Source organism: Methanoculleus sp. UBA430, from assembly GCF_002506585.1.
GTDB lineage: Archaea > Halobacteriota > Methanomicrobia > Methanomicrobiales > Methanoculleaceae > Methanoculleus.
The window spans coordinates 46523-66878 of the sequence record NZ_DAXW01000002.1; the positions used below are offsets into that span (position 1 = coordinate 46523).

16 protein-coding genes are annotated in these 20356 nt (G+C 62.7%); 9 read left to right on the plus strand and 7 right to left on the minus strand.

The genetic code is table 11. The features are described 5' to 3' along the window. Positions 1 to 37: 37 nt before the first annotated feature. Positions 38 to 481: a DUF5804 family protein gene (locus BRA49_RS01540; protein WP_292382835.1), complete on the minus strand. Its 444-nt coding sequence runs from the start codon at positions 479 to 481 to the stop codon at positions 38 to 40. 66 nt (positions 482 to 547) lie between these two features. Further along, complete coding sequence (locus tag BRA49_RS01545) at positions 548 to 1720, minus strand: proteasome-activating nucleotidase (protein WP_292382837.1); 1173 nt, start codon at positions 1718 to 1720, stop codon at positions 548 to 550. Positions 1721 to 1763: 43 nt separating this feature from the next. On the opposite strand from BRA49_RS01545, the gene BRA49_RS01550 reads away from it, so the two are divergent. The 5 genes from BRA49_RS01550 (at position 1764) to BRA49_RS01570 (ending at position 7100) form a co-directional block, all read left to right on the plus strand. Then, positions 1764 to 2153, plus strand: a complete 390-nt coding sequence (locus tag BRA49_RS01550) for a DUF126 domain-containing protein (protein ID WP_292382839.1) — start codon at positions 1764 to 1766, stop codon at positions 2151 to 2153. Between the two features lie 18 nt (positions 2154 to 2171). After that, positions 2172 to 2600 (plus strand): J domain-containing protein, encoded by a 429-nt coding sequence (locus tag BRA49_RS01555; RefSeq protein ID WP_292382840.1) that lies wholly within the window; start codon positions 2172 to 2174, stop codon positions 2598 to 2600. 160 nt (positions 2601 to 2760) lie between these two features. Next, complete coding sequence (locus tag BRA49_RS01560; protein WP_292382842.1) at positions 2761 to 3147, plus strand: rubredoxin; 387 nt, start codon at positions 2761 to 2763, stop codon at positions 3145 to 3147. A gap of 249 nt (positions 3148 to 3396) precedes the next feature. Continuing rightward, on the plus strand, positions 3397 to 6591 hold the full coding sequence (locus BRA49_RS01565) for a tetratricopeptide repeat protein (protein ID WP_292382844.1): 3195 nt from the start codon (positions 3397 to 3399) through the stop codon (positions 6589 to 6591). Further along, positions 6588 to 7100, plus strand: a complete 513-nt coding sequence (locus tag BRA49_RS01570; protein ID WP_292382846.1) for an FKBP-type peptidyl-prolyl cis-trans isomerase — start codon at positions 6588 to 6590, stop codon at positions 7098 to 7100. Before BRA49_RS01565 ends, BRA49_RS01570 begins: the two co-directional genes overlap by 4 nt. A 4-nt stretch (positions 7101 to 7104) precedes the next feature. Here BRA49_RS01570 and BRA49_RS01575 read toward each other — a convergent pair whose 3' ends face one another. Next, positions 7105 to 8421, minus strand: coding sequence for a hemolysin family protein (locus tag BRA49_RS01575; RefSeq protein ID WP_292382848.1), 1317 nt, complete (start codon positions 8419 to 8421; stop codon positions 7105 to 7107). Between the two features lie 142 nt (positions 8422 to 8563). Between BRA49_RS01575 and BRA49_RS01580 the strand changes: the two genes are divergently transcribed. Then, the gene (locus BRA49_RS01580) at positions 8564 to 9058 is read left to right on the plus strand and encodes a redoxin domain-containing protein (protein WP_292382849.1); all 495 of its coding nucleotides are present in this window, start codon (positions 8564 to 8566) and stop codon (positions 9056 to 9058) included. 62 nt (positions 9059 to 9120) lie between these two features. Here the strand turns inward: BRA49_RS01580 and BRA49_RS01585 are convergent, their stop codons facing one another. Continuing rightward, positions 9121 to 10422 (minus strand): sodium-dependent transporter, encoded by a 1302-nt coding sequence (locus BRA49_RS01585; RefSeq protein ID WP_292382851.1) that lies wholly within the window; start codon positions 10420 to 10422, stop codon positions 9121 to 9123. A gap of 208 nt (positions 10423 to 10630) precedes the next feature. On the opposite strand from BRA49_RS01585, the gene BRA49_RS01590 reads away from it, so the two are divergent. The 3 genes from BRA49_RS01590 to BRA49_RS01600 all read left to right on the plus strand — a co-directional run bounded on the left by BRA49_RS01590 (position 10631) and on the right by BRA49_RS01600 (position 13085). After that, on the plus strand, positions 10631 to 11422 hold the full coding sequence (locus BRA49_RS01590; RefSeq protein WP_292382853.1) for an N-formylglutamate amidohydrolase: 792 nt from the start codon (positions 10631 to 10633) through the stop codon (positions 11420 to 11422). An 82-nt stretch (positions 11423 to 11504) separates the two neighbouring features. Continuing rightward, positions 11505 to 12776: a RecQ family ATP-dependent DNA helicase gene (locus BRA49_RS01595; protein WP_292382855.1), complete on the plus strand. Its 1272-nt coding sequence runs from the start codon at positions 11505 to 11507 to the stop codon at positions 12774 to 12776. Positions 12777 to 12860: 84 nt separating this feature from the next. Beyond that, positions 12861 to 13085, plus strand: coding sequence for a PspC domain-containing protein (locus BRA49_RS01600; RefSeq protein WP_292382856.1), 225 nt, complete (start codon positions 12861 to 12863; stop codon positions 13083 to 13085). Positions 13086 to 13691: 606 nt separating this feature from the next. On the opposite strand, the gene uvrB is transcribed toward BRA49_RS01600, so the two are convergent. From uvrB to uvrA, 3 genes are read right to left on the minus strand one after another with little or no spacing between them, the layout of a single operon-like run. After that, on the minus strand, positions 13692 to 15620 hold the full coding sequence (gene uvrB, locus BRA49_RS01605) for an excinuclease ABC subunit UvrB (protein WP_292382857.1): 1929 nt from the start codon (positions 15618 to 15620) through the stop codon (positions 13692 to 13694). Continuing rightward, complete coding sequence (gene uvrC / locus BRA49_RS01610; RefSeq protein WP_292382859.1) at positions 15617 to 17167, minus strand: excinuclease ABC subunit UvrC; 1551 nt, start codon at positions 17165 to 17167, stop codon at positions 15617 to 15619. The genes uvrB and uvrC overlap by 4 nt, the downstream gene beginning before the upstream one ends. Then, positions 17164 to 19968 carry an excinuclease ABC subunit UvrA gene (gene uvrA / locus BRA49_RS01615; protein WP_292382861.1) on the minus strand — a complete coding sequence of 935 codons (2805 nt, stop codon included), beginning with the start codon at positions 19966 to 19968 and terminating at the stop codon, positions 17164 to 17166. The genes uvrC and uvrA overlap by 4 nt, the downstream gene beginning before the upstream one ends. Positions 19969 to 20356 lie beyond the last annotated feature (388 nt).

Consider the following 20356-nt stretch of genomic DNA (forward strand, 5'->3'; position numbering starts at 1 on the left):
GCGCAGTCCGGTGACGCACAATTCCTGCCGTCCCGCTCTACCCGGCCGGGTACTCGTCTTCGGCGCACCAGACCTCGAGCATCGTATCGTCGGGCTCCGTCCGGTCGGCATACGCCTCCGGCGTCGTGCCCTCGTCCATCCATATGGTATCCGCCATGTGGTCCCCGGAGATCCGGTAAAGGCAACGGTACCGCCACGGGTGAGCGGGTTTCACGTCCCGCTCGTAGATCTGCCGGGCAAGCCCTGACGAGTAGAAGGTTCCTTCCTCAGGCTCGAAGAGGACTTCCTCGACGTAGCGCTGGATATACCACCGGAGTTCGGAGACGAGGGCAAGCGCACTCCCGAGCGACGCGGTCCGGATGCGTATGCCGTAGACCAGCCGATCAGGCTGGTAAAAACGAAGAGCTCCCCTGCTGGTCTCGGACTTGAGCAGGGTGGCGTAGAGGTCAACCCCCTCCGGCTGAATGAGGAGGACGTTCATTGCATACCTGATGGGCCGGAGAGAGCGATAAGAGTTCCTGAATGCTGGGGGATGGACGAATCCCCATCAGAGATACATGCGGCTGTCGGGTATCGCCACCTCGCGCTTCACCTTCTTGATCGCCGCGAGGAAGTCTGCCTGGTCGACGGCATCGGCGTCCCGCCGGATCGCCAACATCCCGGCCTCGCGGCAGACCGCCTGCAGTTCCGCACCGGTGGTGTTCCCGGCGAGTTCCGCTATCCCGGGCAAGTCCACATTCCCGGCAAGCGTCATCTTCGCGGTGTGGATCTTCAGGATCTCGAGGCGTGCTCCGGCGTCGGGGAGCGGAACCGCGATGATCCGGTCGAACCGGCCCGGGCGGAGGAGGGCCGGGTCCAGCATATCGATGCGGTTCGTCGCCGCCATGATCCGGACGTTGCCGCGGTTCCCAAACCCGTCCATCTCGGCGAGCAGCTGCATCAGCGTTCTCTGGACCTCGGCGCTGCCGGAGGTCCCGTCATTGGTGCGCATGCTCCCGATCGCATCGATCTCGTCGATGAAGACGATCGCCGGAGCGCGTTCGCGGGCGAGGATAAAGAGTTCGCGCACGAGCTGCGCGCCCTCCCCGATGTATTTGTGGACGAGCTCGCTTCCGGACATCCTGATGAACCGTGCCTTCGACTGGCGCGCAACCGCCTTTGCGATGAGGGTCTTCCCGGTCCCCGGCGAGCCGTAGAGGAGGATGCCTTTCGGGGGCTCCACGCCTATGCGCTCGTAGATCTCGGGTTTCGTGAGCGGGTACTCGACCGCTTCCCTGACCTCCTCGATCTCCTCTTTCAGGCCGCCGACCTGCTCGAACGTCACGTTCGGCTGTTCGTCGAGTTCCATGACCCTGACCCTCGAATCGTAGATATTGCCGATCGTCTTGACGATGGAGAGCGTATTGTTCACCGCCACTTTCATCCCTGGTTTGAGGGTGCGGTGGAGTTTTTCGTTGACTACAGTGACATATTCCTGGTTGTTACCCTGCTGCCGGAGATACACTTCGCCGTTCTCAAGCACATCGACCACAGCGGCAACAAACAACGGCACCTTCTTGAGCTGGCTGTTCTCTTTTCTGAGTTGAAGGAGTTCCTTTTCGAGCAACTCATTTTTAAGTTTGTAATCCAGGATCTGTGCCTTTAAATCCTGAACCTGGAGGGCAAGCATATCGTGTTCGCTGCCAGGAGTGCTGCCAATGGTTTCGTCCATGTTACTCATATAGTTGGATCTCCAACCACATTATAATGTGGTGGCAGTGAAGATGCAGGGCAGAAGTATATCCAGGGGTGTTGCGAGCGGGGACCTCCTCGTCTCGTCCGAACCCATATCATTCCTCTCGGGTGTGGACCCCGAGACCGGTACCGTCGTCGAGTGCGAGCATCCGCTCGAGGGTCAGTCCATCGCCGGGCGCGTTCTGGCGTTCCCGTATGGAAAGGGATCGACGGTCGGATCCTACGTGATCTACGCGTTAAAGCAGAACGGTTGTGCTCCTGCGGCGATCATCAACACGGAAGCCGAGCCCATCATCGCGGTCGGGGCGATCATCGCGGGGATCCCGATGGTCGACCGCCTCCCGCCGGAGTTCTCCAGTCTCGCCCCCGGCATCCGGGTGACGGTGAACGGGGATACGGGCGAGGTCTCCTCGGACTGAGACCGCGTGAGGGCTGCTGTGGAGACCTATTACGAGATCCTAAACATCTCCCCCGACGCCGCACCCGACGAGATCCGGGCGGCGTACAGGAACCTTGCGAAACAGTATCACCCGGACGTCAACCCGGACCCGGGTGCGAGCGAGCGGTTCATCGCCATCCAGCAGGCATACGAGACACTGATCGACCCGGACGCCCGGGCGCGCTACGACCTCGCCCTCCGGGGAGGTGCCAGTTTTGCACCGCATGACCCGTTCCGCAGCCAGGCGGCCGGGGAGAACGGGCAGACGGCGTGGGCGCCGGGGTTCTCGTGGCGAGGGGAGGTGCCCGTGTCCGGAATCGGCAGGCTTGGCCTTGCCCTCCTTCTCTTCTTCGGGGGCATCCTGATCGCTCTCATGCTCGCGCTCTCGCTCCTCTTCCGCGTTGCCGCGGGCGGCAAGCGGCAGTAGTTCCCGCTCCCCGGAGGAGTCCCGGGGATACCCTGTCGCAGGTTCGGGAGAGTGAGGAGCCCCCGGCCTCCGGCTCCCGTATTCACGGAAACCTTATCTGGTGGAACCTCCCTCACCGGGTTATTGCGCAGGGTGATCACCCTGGGTGAGCGTGATCCGTATGGAGAAAGTGAAACGATACCGGTGCAAGTACTGCAACTACATCTACTCGCCGCTACGGGGCGAACCCCACCGGGGCGTTCCGGAAGGCACTGCGTTTGAGGATCTGCCGGAGGACTACGTATGCCCGGTCTGCGGTGCGACCGGCAAAGGGCCGATAGGAACATGGGGGTTCGAACCCTGGGAGCCGACGAGGTACGTCTGCAAGATCTGCGGCTACGTGTATGATAAAAACCGCGGGGAACCGCTCCGTGGCTACCCGAAAGGCACTGCATTTGAGAATCTGCCGGAAGACTACGTATGCCCGGTCTGCGGGATGGACCCAAGGATCACGAGTTTCCACGGGCCGGTCGGCAAGGCGCAGTTCGAGCCAATCCTGGATATCTGAGGCGGCCCGACCTGCCTCTCTCCCGGTTTTGTGCGAGCACCGCATACCTCCCGCGGCGACACCCATTTCTCGATGGCCGCGACAACAGTACGGGCAGGAGCTGATCCGTAGGACAAACCGGTCTTCTCAAATAGTGGCGAACGCACTATTTCTTAGCGAACACGCGGCCACCATAACATGGACGTGCCGTCGAGAGATGCATGGCGGGAAAAATACGACCATATAACGTGCAACGGCAGATGGTGTCGGATGGATTTCTTCGGTAATATTCTGGGTCAGGGGAAGAACGCGAACCCCTCGATAAAGCAGGGAACCGCTCAGTTTGAGGCCGGGAACTACAGTGAGGCAGTGAAGAGTTTCGAGAAGGCGCTCAAGATCGATCCGGAGAACGGCCCGGTCCGGCTCTCCATGGGTCAGGCGCTCGCCTGCCTCGGCCGGGACGACGAAGCCCTGGTCTGGCTGAGAAAGGCGCTTGAGTCGGCTCCGGGCGAGGCAGGGACACTGCGGGCACTTGGGCACGCCCTCGCCCGAACCGGCAACTATGAGGAGGCGGCAGGATGTTTTTCGAAGATCGTCGAGGGAAAACCCGCGGACACGGACGCCTCTTACTGGCAGGGGGAGATGCTTGAACGGCTCGGCCGGTATGCCGACGCGGCAGCAGCCTACAGGCGGGCGCTGGACGGAGACCCGGAGAATGTCGTCCTCCGTGAGATACTCGGGAGGATGCTCGAACGGGCCGGTGACTTCCGGGAAGCGGCGGCCACCTTCGAGAGGATCTTCAGGGCGAATCCTGACAGTACCGATGCGCTCGCAAAGAAAGGGGCTGCTCTCCTGTACCGGGGGGACTACCCCGATGCCGTCGAGACGTTCGGCCGGGTGCTCGATACGGAACCTCGCAACCTCGACGCACTCTACGGCAAAGCCCTGGCTTTCGAGCATCTCGGCCGGTTCAGGGACGCCGCCGGCTGCTATGGAGAGATCGTCGCCGTCAATCCGGGGAATATGCCTGCCTGGTATCACCGCGGTTCACTCCTCCTCAGGGCTGGAGACTATACCGGCGCGATGGAATGCTTTGATAAGGTCGCCCTCGCCGATCCGGATCATATCCCGGTCCGGTACTCCATGGGGCTGGTCTACGATACACTCGGCCGCTACGATCGGGCGGTCAAAAGTTTCGACCAGATCCTGAAGCACGATCAGGGTCAGGGCCAGGTGTGGTACGCCCGCGGCATGGCGCTCTTCCGCCTCGGCCAGTACGCCGAGGCGATCCGGTCGTTCGACCGGGTGCTCGAGAACCAGTCGATGACCGGGATGAAGTGGATCGGGAGCGGCACCGACCTTGCGCTCTTCGAGAGAGACGGGTCTGGGGGTCCCGGGAAGCAGAAGCCGTCGAGTATCGATACCCGAAACGAGATCATCCTGAACTGCCGGGGGGTTGCGCTGCTCAACCTCGGGCGCTATGCGGAGGCGCAGGAGAACTTCGAACAACTCCTCGAGGCCGACCCGGGAAACACCTCCGCGCTGCTCCAGAGCAGCATCGCACTCGTCCGTCTCGGCAGGTATGACGAGGCCAATCGTCGCCTTGATGTAATTCTTGCGAAAGAGCCGCATAACATCGCCGCCCGCTCGATGAAAGCGGACGTCCTCGAAGACCTCGGCAGGTACGACGATGCCCTGGCGTCTCTTGACCGGGTACGGGACACCGCTGGCGACGACCCGCACACCCTGCACCGGAAGGGGAATGCCCTGATGCACCTCTCACGGTATGCAGAGGCGGCGGAGACGTTTGATGTCCTTCTTGCGGCCAACCCCGGGGATACGGCAGCGGAGAAGAACCGGGGAGACGCACTCATGCACCTTGGCAGGTACGAGGAGGCGTTCGCCTGTTTTGACCGGGCGCTCCTCGGGGCCCCGGCCGATCGGGCTGCCCTCCTTGGCCGAATCACGGCGCTCGAACACCTGGGACAATACGAGAAGGCGCTCGAGTCCATCAACCGGGTGGCGGAGGCAGGTCCCGGGATACTTACACGGAAAGCCCGGATCCTCGAGGGTCTCGGGCGCTATGCGGAAGCCGCCGACTGCTACGAGACGCTCCTTGCAGCCAATCCGGATGCCGGGGGAGACCTGATGAACCTCGGGATCACCCTCGCGGCGCTCGGGCGGTACGAGGAGGCCGCCGAGCGGTTTGAGCAGGTCACCCTCGCCGACCCGGAAGACCTCTTTGCATGGCTTAACCGGGGCCGGGCCCTGGAGAGGATGGGGCAGTACGCGGATGCAGCGGAGTGTTATGCGAAAGTGACCGCCGGGCGGCCGGAAGATATCGGTGCCTTCTTTGCCCTCGCCGTCGCCCTCGCGCGGCTTGGCAGGCACCAGGAGGCGATCGAGTGCTGCGACCGGGTGCTCGCCTCCGACGCCTCGAATGCGGCGGTCACAAAGATCCGGGCGGATATGCTGGAGGCCGTCGGCAGGCACCAGGAGGCGGCCGAAGCGTACGAGCGTTACCTGAAGATCTCTCCCGACGACCGGGATGCGAGAATGGCGTTTGGGATGGCGCTTGAGCGGGACGGGAAGTTCGGCGACGCAATCAGACAGTATGCGCTGGTGCTCGAAGGCGATGAGCGCGACGCTGAGGCGTGGTACACCCTCGAGAGCGCCCTTGTGCATATGGGCCGGTATGACGAGGCGCTGGAGTGTTCCAACGGCATCATCGAAGCCAGCCCGGAGAACCGGGCTGCCTGGCAGCGGCGCGGGGAGATCTTCATGTGGCTCGGGCGTTACGTCGATGCGGTGGAATGTTTCGAGAAGGTGATCAGGGCCGATCCGGCGGATACCCTCACCCTGCGGAGACTCGGGGAGGCGCACGAGAAGGCCGGCAGGCACGAGGATGCGCTCGACGTCTATACGCGGGTGCTCGACCGGGAACCGGCCAGCATCGAGACCCTCCATGCCCGCTCATCGGCCCTCATCCATCTTGGCCGTTACGGGGAGGCGGTCAGGTCGATCGACAAGATCATCGTCATCCAGGCTGATAACCCCGCCGCTCTCTTTATGCGGGGAGCGGTGCTCGAAAAGGCGGGCAGGTACGATGACGCCCTGATGAGTTACAAGAAGGCAGTCGAGATCGACCCGAAGAACGCGGCTATCTGGAACGTCACCGGGATGCTCATGGATACGCTCGGACGACATGCCGATGCCGTCAGTGCGTTCGATACGGCGATCGGACTGGGCGGTGGGGACATTCACACCTGGCTCTGCAAGGGGCTCGCTCTCGGTCACCTGGGCAGACACGATCAGGCAGGCGCATGCTTCGATAAGGTCCTGGAGATGGACCCCCGGCATGCCCGGGCATGGTACCTGAAAGGAAGAGCGCTTGATCGACAGGGCAGGTTTGCAGAGGCAGTGGAATGCTTCGGCAAGGCGCTCGAGAGCGGGGGAGAATTATGAGGAGAAAGCAGGTGTATTCCGTCCTCCTGATCGCGTGCGCCTTGATCCTTGCCTCAGGCTGCGTTGCGAGCGACGGCGGGCAGGCGGTGGTGAAGCCCGGGGATACTGTGAGGGTCCACTACACCGGAACACTCGAGAACGGGACGGTCTTTGACAGTTCCGCCGGACGTGAGCCGCTCGAGTTTGTCGTCGGCAGCAATGCGGTGATCCCCGGGTTTGATGCGGGTGTCGTCGGGATGCAGGTCGGAGAGACGAAGACCATCCATGTTCCTGTCGACCAGGCCTACGGGCCGCACCGGGAGGAACTCGTCTTTGTCGCCGACCCGGCCGAGATCCCGGGGGGCGAGAACCTGACCGTCGGAGACCAGGTCGGGATAACCCTCTCAGGCGGGCAGGTGCTGCCCGGGAGGGTCGCCGGTGTATCTCCCGACGCGGTCACCATCGACGCGAACCACCACCTTGCAGGTGTTGACCTCACGTTCACCGTCACGCTCGTTGAGATCGGGTAAAAATCTACTCACTTTTTTCCTCGCCGGCGGCCAACGGCATGATGAGCACCTTGTCGACCCGGTAGCCGTCCATATCGAGGACTTCGAACTGGAGATTCTTCCAGGTGAACCTGTCTCCGGTCTTCGGTGTCCGCTCAAGATACATCATCACGAACCCGCCGAGCGTCTGGTAGTATCCGTGCCCTTCTCCGGGCAGGGTATCGGTGCCGATAAGGTCGTGGAGCTCGTCGACCGGGAGCATCCCATCGAGAAGCCACGACCCGTCTTCACGGCGAACCACCTGGCCCTCCGGCACCTCCCCGGTCGACGGGATGCCGCCGACGATCGACTCCATGATGTCGTGGATGGTGACCAGCCCCTGGATGCTCCCGTACTCGTCGGTGACAAGGGCTATCCGCGCTCTGGTTGTCTTGAACTCATCGAGAACCGAGAGCGCAGGAACGCTCTCGGGCACGAAGAGGGCGGGTTTGATAGCCTTCGTAAGGTCGGGCGTCTCGCCCGCGATCATCCGCGCCCAGAGGTCACGGACAGAGACGATGCCGAGCAGGTTGTCCAGGTGCTCGCGGAAGACCGGGAAGTAGATGTGCCCCGACGCCACCATCATCTGCCAGTTCTCTTCGAGGGAATCCTCCACGTCTACGGCCACGATGTCGGGACGCGGGGTCATCAGTACGCTGACCCGCCGGTCGGCGAGGCGGAAGACGCTCTCCACCATATCCTGTTCCGCCTCCTGGAACACGCCCGCCTGGGTGGCCTGACCGATCAGGACCCTGACATCCTCTTCAGTAACCTCCGGGCCCGAGGGCTTGCGCACCCCGAGCACCATAAGGATCGCCTCGGTCGAGGCGGTCAGCACCCGGACGAGCGGGGCGGCGGCCAGGGAGAGGAGCCGTATCGGGCGCGAGACCAACGATGCAATCCGTTCGGCGTTGTTCATCGCCACCCGCTTCGGCACCAGTTCGCCGATCACGAGCGTCAGGTAGGTGATGACGGCGACGACGATTACGACCGCAAGCGGACCGCTGTATGGGGCAACCAGTGGGATTCCGGTGAATACCTCCGCAAGAGGGCCCGCGAGCGTCGCCCCACCGAAAGCTCCGGAGAGGATCCCGATGACGGTGATCCCGACCTGAACGGTGGAGAGGAACTGTGTCGGGTCCTCGGCAAGGTTGAGGGCGGTCGCCGCCCCGGCATCGCCGTCCTCTGCCTTCTTCTGCAGGCGTGACTTTTTCGCAGAGATGAGCGCAAATTCTGTCATCGAGAAGAAGCCGTTTGCAAGTATCAGCAGGACGATGATCGCGATATCGGTAGCCAGGGGCATCGTATTACTCTCAATGGCAGAAGTCTTAAACTTGCGGGATTCGCGGAGGGGCAGATGAAGCCCTCGGGCACCGGGAACGACCCGGGTCGACCATGAGAAATGTTTATCATCGACGGGCCCGATTCTCACCGGGTGATGCACGATGGTCGAACTTGGCGAACTGGCACCGGACTTCTCGCTTCCCGACCAGAACGGAAACGAGATCCGCTCATCGGGCTTTTCGGGAAAGCGGGTTATCCTTTCATTTCACCCGCTGGCCTGGACCAGCATCTGTGCACGACAGATGCAGGCGCTGGAGACGAACCGGAAGGCGTTCGATGCCCTGGATGCTGTTGCCCTCGGCATCAGTGTGGACTCCGTCCCCTGCAAACGGGCGTGGGCGGAGAGTCTCGGCATCAAACAGACCCGGCTCCTTGCAGACTTCTGGCCTCACGGCGAGGTTGCGCAGATGTACGACGTCTTTGACGGCACGAAGGGCTATGCCCGGCGGGCAAACATCGTCATCGATGAGTTCCAGCGCGTCATATTCGTCGAGAAGTATCCGACGACGACGGTTCCCGATATGCAGGACGTCCTTGAGATCCTCCGCGCAGAGGAAGCGAGCAGGCGGGAAGAAGAGCAGGTGCCGAAGTTTTAACCCTTTTTCCGACGCTCCGACGAGGGTTCTCGGGGAGTACGGGCCGGGGAAGGCGGCCCCGCTCATCCTGCACCCCGAAGGAGACTGCCTGCCAGCGTGACCAGCAGGACGGCAGGAACCCCGTAGCGGATGAGCGCCATATACACTCTCTGCCGCCATCCGCACCCGCCGATCTCCGCACAGATCCGGATGCGGTTCATGAACCACCCGCCGACGATGGCGACAATCAGTGCTGCGGCGATGAGGCCGATCGTCCCGAAGACATAATCGGCGAGGTCGAGGAACGGCATCCCGAAGACTGAGAACTTCAGGGCGGTGTAACTGAGGGCGGACGGCAGGCCGAGGAGCATGATTGCGGCAACGACAAGGAGCGTCGCACGCCTTCTCGGGCAGTCGTAAGAGTCCATCAGCGCCGCCACGGGAACCTCGAGCATGGAGACCGCGGAGGTGAGGGCTGCGGCAAAGAGCATGAGGAAGAAGAGCGCTCCGAGCATCATACCGAACTGGATCCGGATAAAAGCGGAGGGGAGGGTCACGAACGCGAGGTTCACCCCGGCCGCGGGGTCGAGGCCCGAGGTGAAGACGAGGGGAAAGATTATGAGCCCGGCAAGGATCGCGATCAGCGTATCGGCGGCGGCGATGATGATGCCGCTCCGAAAGAGGCTCTCTTTGCGGAGATAACTCCCGAAGGTGAGCAGGATCCCCATGCCCACGGAGAGCGAGAAGAAGGCCTGCCCGAACGCTGCGATCCAGACGCCGGGGTCAGTCAGGTTTGAGGTGTCCGGAGCGAGGTAGAACCCGATCCCCTCGACCGCCCCGGGCTGGGTGAGGGAGAAGGCCACGAGGAAGAGGAGGATCGCGATGAGGACCGGGATGAGGTACCGGGAGGCCCTCTCGATTCCCTTCCGGACCCCGGAGCGCACGGTCACGAAGACGGTGAGCCCTGAGAGGAGGAAGAAGATGAGCGGGAGATAGGAATCGGTGAACATATCGAACGCCATCGGCTGCCCGATGATAAAGGAGAGCGCGTACGCGAGTACCCAGCCCGTTATAACCAGGTAGTAGCCGAGGATCAGGCTGACGACGGCGACGATGATGAGGCCTGCAAACGTAAAACGCCGGTGTATCGACTGGAAGGCGGAGACCACCGACTTCCCCGTGGAGCGGCCGATGGCGAGTTCGAGCATCATCAAGGGAACGCCGAAGAGGAGAACGGAGATCACGTACGGGACCAGGAACGCTCCGCCCCCGTTGACACCCACGATGTAGGGAAACCGCCAGATGTTGCCTATCCCTACGGCCGAGCCGATGCTTGCGAGAATGAATCCCAGGGTTGACGACCACTGCTCTCTATCCTGAACCATCTCAAACCGGCCTCCGATCGTTAGATGGTGGCCCCGCCATTATAAATTGCGTGCCCGGTCGGCCGAACTGTCCTCCTCCCCATGCTGCCGGCAGCCTGTGCCGACTTCTGCGACCGGTGCGCTTTAGTACCGGTGCCTCATATACACCAGCGTTTGGAGGCAGCATGAGCGCCGGTTCCCGAAGCGATCCCGAAGGAGGTGGAGGAGGTTGAGCGGCCGGTATCCTTTCCTTGTCTCGATTCCCCACGGGGGCGTCTCTGTTCCGCCCGAGGTCCGGAGTCTCGTTAACCTCTCGCGAGAGGAGATCATCTTCAACAGCGATCCCCATACGCGCCTCCTGTACGGGTTCGATAATGCGGTGGAGACGCTGATTGACTTCGATCTCTCGCGGATCTTCGTCGACACCAACCGGGCGCCCTACGATTACCCTCCACGGGTCCAGGACGGTGTGGTCAAGGTCATCACGCAGGACGGGACCCCGGTATTCCGGAAGGGCCGGGTGCCCGGGAGGGAGTTGATCGGGCTCCTCCTGCAGAACTACTACCACCCGTTCCATGGACGGCTGGCCCGGGCCCTCGATACCCTTCCGATCAGGATCGCCTTCGACTGCCACAGCATGCTGCCGCGTTCCCCCCCGGTCCGGATGGACGTCGGACGAGAACGCCCGCTCTTTTGCCTGAGTAACCGGGGCGACCGATACGGGAATCCCCTGAAGAAAGGCGCCCTCGTGACCTGCCCGCCGGAGTGGCTCCAGGCGCTTGCCCGGTCGTTCCAGGCAGAGTTCGACGGCGAAGGAAGGGTTGCGATGAACGACCCCTTCCGGGGCGGGTTCATATCGGTGGCGCACTACCGGCGGACGCGGATCCCCTGGGTCCAGGTCGAGATCAACCGCGGCCTCTACGAAACAGAAGATCGCGAGGTCGACGAGGCACGGCTTGCCGGGCTCCGGGAGCGGATCTTCGCCGCGTTCACCGGCTTCTGGGACGAGGTTTCAAGGTAAGAACCACCACCGGATCGGGCTGTGTTGCCCGATTTTCGGGGGTCGAAGAGACTATGCCGGTAGAGCACCCACTTATATAGTGATGGACCGAACGCACCTGATCCTGCAGCGTTACTTCGGGCATACGGCATTCAAGCCCTACCAGCAGGAGATCATCCGGGACATCCTGGACGGGCGCGACGCTCTCGCCGTACTTGCGACCGGGGGCGGTAAGTCGCTCTGCTACCAGGTCCCGGCGCTCATCGGCGACGGCGTTGCGCTGGTGATCTCGCCTCTCATCGCCCTGATGAAGGACCAGGTCGACGATCTGCAGGCACGCGGGATCGGCGCCGAAGCGCTGAACTCTTCCGGCTCCTACACAACGACACGCCGGGTCCTTGCGGACCTCGAGGAGAACCTGGTCCAGATCCTCTACGTCTCGCCGGAGAAGGCGGTCAGCGACGACTTCCTCAACCTCGCGGCATCCCTCCCTGTCACGCTGATTGCGGTCGACGAGGCGCACTGCATATCGATGTGGGGGCACCAGTTCCGCCCGGAGTACCGTTCGCTCGCGGTCCTCAAGGAACGGTTCCCGGGTGTGCCGATGGTCGCCCTGACGGCGACCGCGACCCCGGACGTCCGCGAGGACATCGCACGGCAGCTCAACCTCAACGACCCTTCGGTCTACGTCGGGAGTTTCAACCGGGAGAACCTCCGGTATGCCGTCGTCCCGAAGGGAGAGGACGCATACGAACAACTTCGCACCTACCTGCGGGGCAGGAGGACCGACGCCGGGATCGTCTACACCGCGACGAGGGAGGGAGCCGAGACGCTCGCTGCCCGGCTCCGGGCCGACGGTCTTCCGGCGCTCTCTTACCATGCCGGGATGACGGCGGCCGCCCGGGAAAAGACCCAGGACCGGTTCATCGGCGGGAAGGTCGGGATCGTCTGCGCGACGAGCGCGTTCGGCATGGGCATCGATAAGCCGGATGTGCGGTTCGTCGTCCACTACGATATGCCAAAGACGCTCGAGGCCTACTACCAGGAGAGCGGCCGGGCCGGGAGGGATGGCGGTGCGAGTGATTGCATCCTCTTCTACCACGACGACGACGCAAAACGCCTTCGTTCCTTCATCGACCGCGACCTCCCGTCCGAGTTCCAGCGCGAGGTCGCACGCTCGAAACTCCAGAGGATGGTGGACTACTGCACCACGACGGGGTGCCGGCGGGAGCGGCTCCTCGCCTACTTCGGGGAACGCTACGACGCTCTTCCCTGCGGCGGATGCGACGCCTGCCCCCCGGACCGGCCGGCCGAAAAGTCCCGGCGGCGATCGACGCGCCGGAAGTCCGGTGCCGTTCGCCCGGCGGCCGGCTGAACCGTTCGGGACTGCCGCCGCTCCCCTCCCCCTCCGGGGAAACACCTATTACGCATACGGTAAAAGGGGCCCCGGCGAGTTGTCATGGCGAAGAAGTTATACCGCTCACGAAACGACCGGTGGATCGCCGGGGTATGCGGCGGCATCGGAGAATACCTTGAGATTGACCCGAATGTCATCCGGGTGATCTGGGCAATCGTCACCGCGCTCACGGGATTCCTGCCCGGGATTGCCATCTACATCCTGCTCTGGATCATCCTGCCCCAGCGCGGGACGATGCGCCCGGTTGAGGGGAGTGTTGAGGTGTGAAGGGGAGGGTCCGCCTGCAGGGCAGGAGTATGAGAAGGCCGAAGGCCCTCGAGGGGGCATGCCCCCCTCCCCTGTCTCTACCTTGTATCTTCAGTGTTCAGGTTCAAAGTCAACAGATTGTCATACCTCTGTGACCCCACCCCGCCCGCGCTTCGCGCTCCTCCCCCGCCCCAGGGGGCGGGGGCAGTGCGTGGCGATAGCAGGTGGCAATCGGTGTATGGGTGGAGTGACAGACTGGAATTTAATAGTCCCCGCAAGTAGGCAAGTGACCACAGAGAATTTGAACACCTCGTGAACCGGGGCGAAGGGACACACAGATCACCTGAACTCCTACATTCTGAACAGGCTAACCGGCACGCACGGCCAACCGCCTCCCGCGAAAAGAAATGAGTGCAGCCACATCCTCGCACCTAACACAGTGCTCAAACTCGCCGCTACGCTTGCACCAAAGGCCTTCGGCCTTCTCAAGCTCACTATGCTCGCACTCCTCACGGTCCAGCGTACCGGGCCTTCGCGCACCCAATTGGTTTCATTCATCAGCGGCAGGTGACTGCAACCCCCACTGTCAGAGCGCCTTTCCCGTCTGTTTTTCGATGGGCCAGCCCCCTACCGCGTTTCCCCGCCCTGCAGTTTCCGGATCGTATCCCGCAGCGCTATCGCCCGCTCGAACTCAAGGCGTTCCGCCGCCTCCTGCATCTCGGTCTCGAGCTCGATGATAAGGTTCGGGATCTCCGACTTCGGGACGTGCTTGACGTCGGTGATATCGATCTCTTTCTCCCGGATCGGCTTTGTGATCGTCTGCGGCGTGATGCCGTGCAGGGCATTATACTCCATCTGCATCGCGCGCCTCCGCCCGGTCTCGGCCATCGCCTTCTTGATCGAGTCGGTCATGGTGTCAGCGTAGAGCACCACCTTCGCGTTCACGTTCCGGGCGGCCCGGCCGATCGTCTGGACCAGACTTCTCGCGTCGCGGAGGAACCCTTCCTTATCGGCGTCGAGGATTCCCACGAGCCCGACCTCGGGGATGTCGAGCCCCTCGCGGAGGAGGTTGATCCCCACGAGGACGTCGTACTTCCCGAGCCGGAGCTGCCGGATGATCTCGGTCCGCTCGATGGTCTTGATCTCGGAGTGGAGGTAGCGAGTCTTGATTCCCTGTTCGGCCAGGTACTCCGAGAGTTCCTCGGCGAGCCTCTTCGTGAGGGTCGTCAGGAGTATACGGTCGCCGCGTTCGATCGTGGCACGGATCTCGGCGATGACATCCGGGATCTGCCCCTCGATCGGCCGGACCTCGACCGCCGGGTCGACGAGCCCCGTCGGCCGGATGATCTGCTCCGCGACGCTTGAGCGCTCCAGCTCGTAATCCCCCGGGGTCGCCGAGACGAAGATGACGTTTCGCATGTAGCCCGAGAACTCGTCGAACTTCAGCGGCCGGTTGTCGAAGGCCGACGGGAGCCGGAACCCGTAGTCCACGAGGGACTTCTTCCGCGAGTAGTCGCCGTGGTACATCCCGCGGACCTGGGGCAGGGTCTGGTGGCTCTCGTCAATCACCATCATGAAGTCCTCCGGGAAGTAGTCCAGCAGGCAGTAGGGCTGCTCCCCGGCTTTTCGCCCATCAAAGTGGCGGGAGTAGTTCTCGATCCCCTTGCAGGTCCCGGTCTCCCGGATCATATCGATGTCGTAAAGGGTCCGCTGGCGCAGGCGGTGCGCCTCGAGCATGCCGAGGTTCGGGAGCCACTCCTCAAGTTCCTCCTGTATCGAGACGATCGCCCGTTCCTTCTCCTCCTCCGGGGCGACGAAGTGGCGGGCCGGATAGACGAAGAAGTAATCCATCGTCTCGAGCCGCTGGCCGGAGGTTTTGTCGATCTCGCTGATCCGGTCCACCTCGTCCCCGAAGAGTTCGATACGGATGATGTTGTTGAAGTAGCCGGGGACGATATCGATCGTGTCGCCCTTCACCCGGAACCGGCCCGGCGCGAGTTCGATGTCGTTGCGTTCGAACTGAATCTCGATGAGCCTCCGGATGATGTCGTCTCGCCGCATCCGGTCCCTGACCTTTACCTCAAATCCCATTCCCTGGAAGTTCGCGGGGTTGCCGAGGCCGTAGATGCAGGAGACCGAGGCGACGATGATGGTGTCGGGGCGCGAGAGGAGCGATGCGGTCGCCGCAAGCCGCATCTGCTCGATCTTGGGGTTGATCTGGGCGTCTTTCTCGATGTAGAGGTCGCGTTTTGCGATGTATGACTCGGGCTGGTAGTAGTCGTAGTAGGAGACGAAGTACTCCACCCGGTTCTCCGGGAAGAACGACTTGAACTCGTTGTAGAGCTGGGCAGCAAGCGTCTTGTTGTGGGCGACGACGAGGGTGGGTTTCCGGACCGCCTCGACTACGTTTGCTATCGTGAACGTCTTCCCCGACCCCGTGACCCCGAGGAGGGTCTGGAACCGCTCGCCGCGGGCGAGCCCGCCGGTGAGTTTCCGTATCGCGTCGGGCTGCGATCCGGTAGGCTTAAAATCTGCTTTCAAGTGAAATGCCGTCATGGTGCCACTGTCTTCTTCCTGAGCGTTCTGTGATACGTGATCGCGAACCGGTGCGCCTCGTCGCGGATCTCCTGGAGGAAGAGCGACGCCTTCTCGTGCCTCTCAAGGGGCAGGGGGTGGGAGAAGCCCGGCACGAAGACCTCCTCCTCGCGCTTTGCAATGGCCGCGATCGGGACCTTGATCCCGAGGTCCCTGAGCACCGCGGTTGCCGCCGCAAGCTGCCCTTTCCCGCCGTCCACGAGGATCAGGTCGGGGAATTCGCCGCCCTCCTTCTGCAGGCGCGAGTAGCGGCGCCGGACCACCTCGGCGATGGCGGCGAAGTCATCGACCCCCTCGACCGTCCGTATCCGGAACCGCCGGTAGTTCCGCCTGTCGGGTTTCCCCCAGAGGAACCGGACCATCGAGCCCACCATCGCCGTCCCGGAGAGGTGGGATATGTCGAAGCACTCGATCGCGACCGGGAGATCCGGGAGGTGCAGGCGGCGCTTCAGTTCGTCCAGTTTGATCCGGTCCCCAAAGAACCCGATCTCGACGTTCTTCCTGACCAGGTCGAGGAGGTTCTTCTTCTCGCCCCGCTGCGGCACGACCACCCGGACCTTGCCGCCCCGGAGGTGGGAGAGGTAGCCGGCAACCGCGTCGTCGACCGGCTCCGGGAGGATCACCTCCTCCGGGGGCTCGTTCTGGGCGTAGTAGCGGGCGAGGAACTCCTCGAGGAACCCCTCCGTCTCGTCGAAGGTGTACTCATGCTTCCCGGCAAGCGTTCCCCGGTCGACGTTGAAGAGCATCAGAAAGACGGTTCCCTCGCTCACGATATAGTTGACGATATCCTCGTTGTAGGTCTTCTGCCGGTCGACGTGCTGCCGCTCCCGAAGCCCTTCGAGGGCCGCAACCTGGTCGCGGAGCTCCATCGCCCGCTCGTACTCCTGCCGTTCCGCGTGCGCCGCCATCTCCTCTCTGAGCGTCCGGATGAGCCCGGCGATATCCCCTTTCAGGACCGCCTCGGCCCTCCGGACCCGCTCGCGGTAGTCGTCCTCGGTTATCCTCCCGCTGCAGGGGGCGCTGCACGAGCCGATGTGTGCACGGAGGCACGGCCGCCGGGGGAGGCGCCGGCATGACCGGAGGCCAAAGAGTGATTTTAAGAGGCGAAGTAGGTCTTCACGCTCCCGTGCGGAGACGAACGGCCCGTAGTAGCGGCCGTTACCATCGGGCTGACGGGCAGTGTGGATCCGGGGGTAGGGCTCGTCGGTGACGTGGATGTAGGCGTATCTCTTCGCGTCTTTGAGGTCGATGTTGTACTTCGGCTGGTGCTTCTTGATCAGGGTGTTCTCGAGGATGAACGCCTCGACCTCGGTATCGGTGACGATGAAGTCGATCCCGGCGATCGCGGCGACGAGCCGTCTGGTCTTCGGGTCGAGGTCGTGCCGGGAGAAGTAACTTGATACGCGCCGCTTGAGGTTCTTTGCCTTCCCGACGTAGATGATGGTGCCCTCGTCGTCGGAGAAGAGGTAGCACCCGGGCTCGGTTGGAAGTTTCTGGGGATCGATCATGGTGTTTTAAGGATCTCTTTTAAGAACGCGCCTGTGTGGCTCCCCTCCACCGCAGCGACCTCCTCGGGGGTTCCGGCCGCGACGACCTCACCGCCGGCGTCCCCGCCCTCCGGACCAAGGTCGATGACGTAGTCGGCGGACTTGATCACGTCCAGATTATGCTCGATCACGACCATCGTGTTTCCCCGGGCCACCAGGTCGTCGAGGACGGCGATCAGGTTCTTCACGTCGTGGAAGTGCAGCCCGGTCGTCGGTTCGTCGAGGAGGTAGATTGTCTTCCCTGTGGCCCGCTTTGCGAGTTCCCGGGTCAGCTTGATCCGCTGCGCCTCGCCGCCCGAGAGGGTGGTGGAACTCTGGCCGAGTTTGATGTAGCCGAGTCCCACTCTTGAAAGCGTATCGAGTTTATTCTTGATGGACGGGAAGTGCTCAAAGTGGTCAATCGCCTCCTCAACGCTCATCTCGAGAACATCGGCGATGGACTTGCCCCGGTACTTCACCTCGAGGGTCTCGCGGTTGTAGCGCGCCCCCTTGCACTCCTCGCACTCGACGTAGACGTCGGGGAGGAAGTTCATCTCGATCTTGATGAGCCCGTCACCCTGGCAGGCCTCGCACCGTCCGCCTTTGACGTTGAACGAGAACCGGCCGGGCTTGTAGCCCCGGACCTTCGCCTCCTTGGTCCCGGCAAAGACCTTCCGGATCTCGTCGAAGACCTTGGTGTAGGTCGCCGGGTTCGAGCGCGGCGTCCGCCCGATGGGGCTCTGGTCGATGACGATCACCTTGTCGATCTCGTCGTCGAACGTGAGGCTGTCGTGCTTTCCCGGTGGCTCCCGTGAGTTGTGGAGTTTCTGCATCAGCGCCCGATAAAGCGTCTCGTAGATGAGTGTGGACTTCCCCGACCCCGAGACCCCGGTGACGACCGTCAGGACGCCGATGGGGACATTCGCGTCGATGCCTTTCAGGTTGTTCTCCCGGCAGCCCGCAAGGCGGATGAACCGATCGCTCCTCCGGCGATCGGGGGGGACCTCGATCCTGAGGTCGCCGGAGAGATAACGGCCCGTGAGCGAGGCCGGGTTTGCCGAGACAGCATCCGGAGGGCCTTGTGCAACGATATCGCCGCCGTGGAGCCCGGCCCCCGGTCCCATGTCGACGACCCAGTCGGCGCTCCGGATTGTCTCTTCATCGTGCTCCACCACGACGAGAGTGTTCCCCAGGTCGCGGAGATGCTGCAGGGTCTCGAGCAGTTTCCGGTTGTCCCGCTGGTGCAGCCCGATGGACGGCTCGTCGAGGACGTAGAGCACACCCGTCAGGTTCGACCCGATCTGTGTTGCAAGGCGTATCCTCTGTGCTTCCCCGCCCGAGAGGCTGCCTGCGCTCCGCGAGAGGGTCAGGTAGCCGACGCCGACCTGTTTCAGGAACTCGAGCCGGGCGATGATCTCCTTTAGGACCTGTTTTGCGATCTCGCGCTCGCTCTCGGTGAGGTCCAGGGTCCGGAAGAATGAGAGTGCCCCCGTGATGGAGAGGTCGGTGACCTCGACGATGGACTTCCCGGCAACCTTCACGGCAAGGACCTTATCTTTGAGCCTCTTGCCCCCGCACTTCGGGCAGGGAAGGACCCGCATGAACTTCTCGAGTTCGCGGCGGCGGTACTCCGACTGGGTCTGGCGGTAGAGCCGCTCGGTCTGTGGGACGAGACCCTCCCACGTCCCGGAACGCGACCACGCGTCCCCGTTCTTCATCTTCATCGAGAGGCGAAGGTGCTCCGGCGAGCCGAACATCAGCGCCGTATACTGCTGCTCGGTGAGGTCCTTGATCGGCGTTAAGACCGAAAACCCGAAGTGTTTTGCGACACCGCTGAGGTACTGGTTCCGGTAACCGTCAAGGAAGTTCCGGTAGAGCATGACGGCACCTTCGGCGATGGACTTGTTCCTGTCGGGGATGATCAGGTCGGGGTCGAATTCCATCTTGATTCCGAGACCGTTGCACTCATCACACGCGCCAAACGGGCTGTTGAAGGAGAACATCCGGGGCTGGAGTTCCTCAAACGCAATCCCGCAGATCGGGCAGGCCATGAGCGATGAGCAGGTCTCTTCCCGGCCATCCTCGTCGACGGCGATGACGAGCCCTTCGGACTTTGCAAGGGCGTTTTCGATCGCTTCGACGAGCCGGGACCGCTCGTCTACGGAGAGTCGGTCGATGACCACATCGATGTCGTGCTTCCGGTAGCGATCGAGGGCGATCTCCTCGTCGGTCCGGCGAATCTCGCCGTTGACCCGTACCCGGGTGTAGCCTTCCCGGTCGAGGTCCTTGAAGACCTGCTGGTAGGTCCCCTTCTTCTGCCGGACGACCGGGGCGAGGATGGTAACCGTCCCGGCCATCACCTCGGCGATATGATCGGCGATCTTCTCCGGCGACTGGGCCTCGATGGGGATCTGGTGCTCCGGGCAGAACGGTTTTCCTATCCGGGCAAAGAGGAGCCGAAGGTAGTCGTAGATCTCGGTGACGGTGCCGACGGTGCTCCGGGGATTTTTTGACGTCGTCTTCTGCTCGATGGAGATGGCAGGCGAGAGCCCGTCGATGCTGTCGACGTCCGGCTTCTGCATCAGCCCGAGGAACTGCCGTGCATAAGCGGAGAGCGACTCCACGTAACGCCGCTGCCCTTCGGCATAGATGGTGTCGAAGGCAAGCGTGGATTTCCCCGATCCGGAGACGCCGGTGAGGACGATAAGCCGGTCGCGCGGGAGTTCGACGGTGATATTGTTGAGGTTGTGCTCCCGTGCCCCCTTGATGACGATTTTCTTCATTTTTGTATGCAGATCTCTTTGTCCTGATACTTCATAGCCGTTTGCGATCCAAATCTTTAAATAAAAATTCCGACGAAAGGCTCGGGTGCAGACGGGCCTGGAGGGGCCGTTGGGGCCCGGGCGTGGGTGGCGAACGTATCGCGGCACGGACCCCCACCCCCGCAGATCACCGGTTCGCATCATCCCTGTGGGCGAGAAGACCCCCCTCCGGCTCCCGGGACGCTGAGAGACCCGTTCGGTCGAAGGGTGGGAATAACGAGTATGCGCTCGTCAGGCGGCCCGGTGCGAAAAAAAGGATATTCAGGATCATGGGCCGAGGAGCCCCCCGACTTGAGTCGGGGGAGGAATCGGTGCAACACGCCGGTCACGGACCCGGGTCTGCACACGG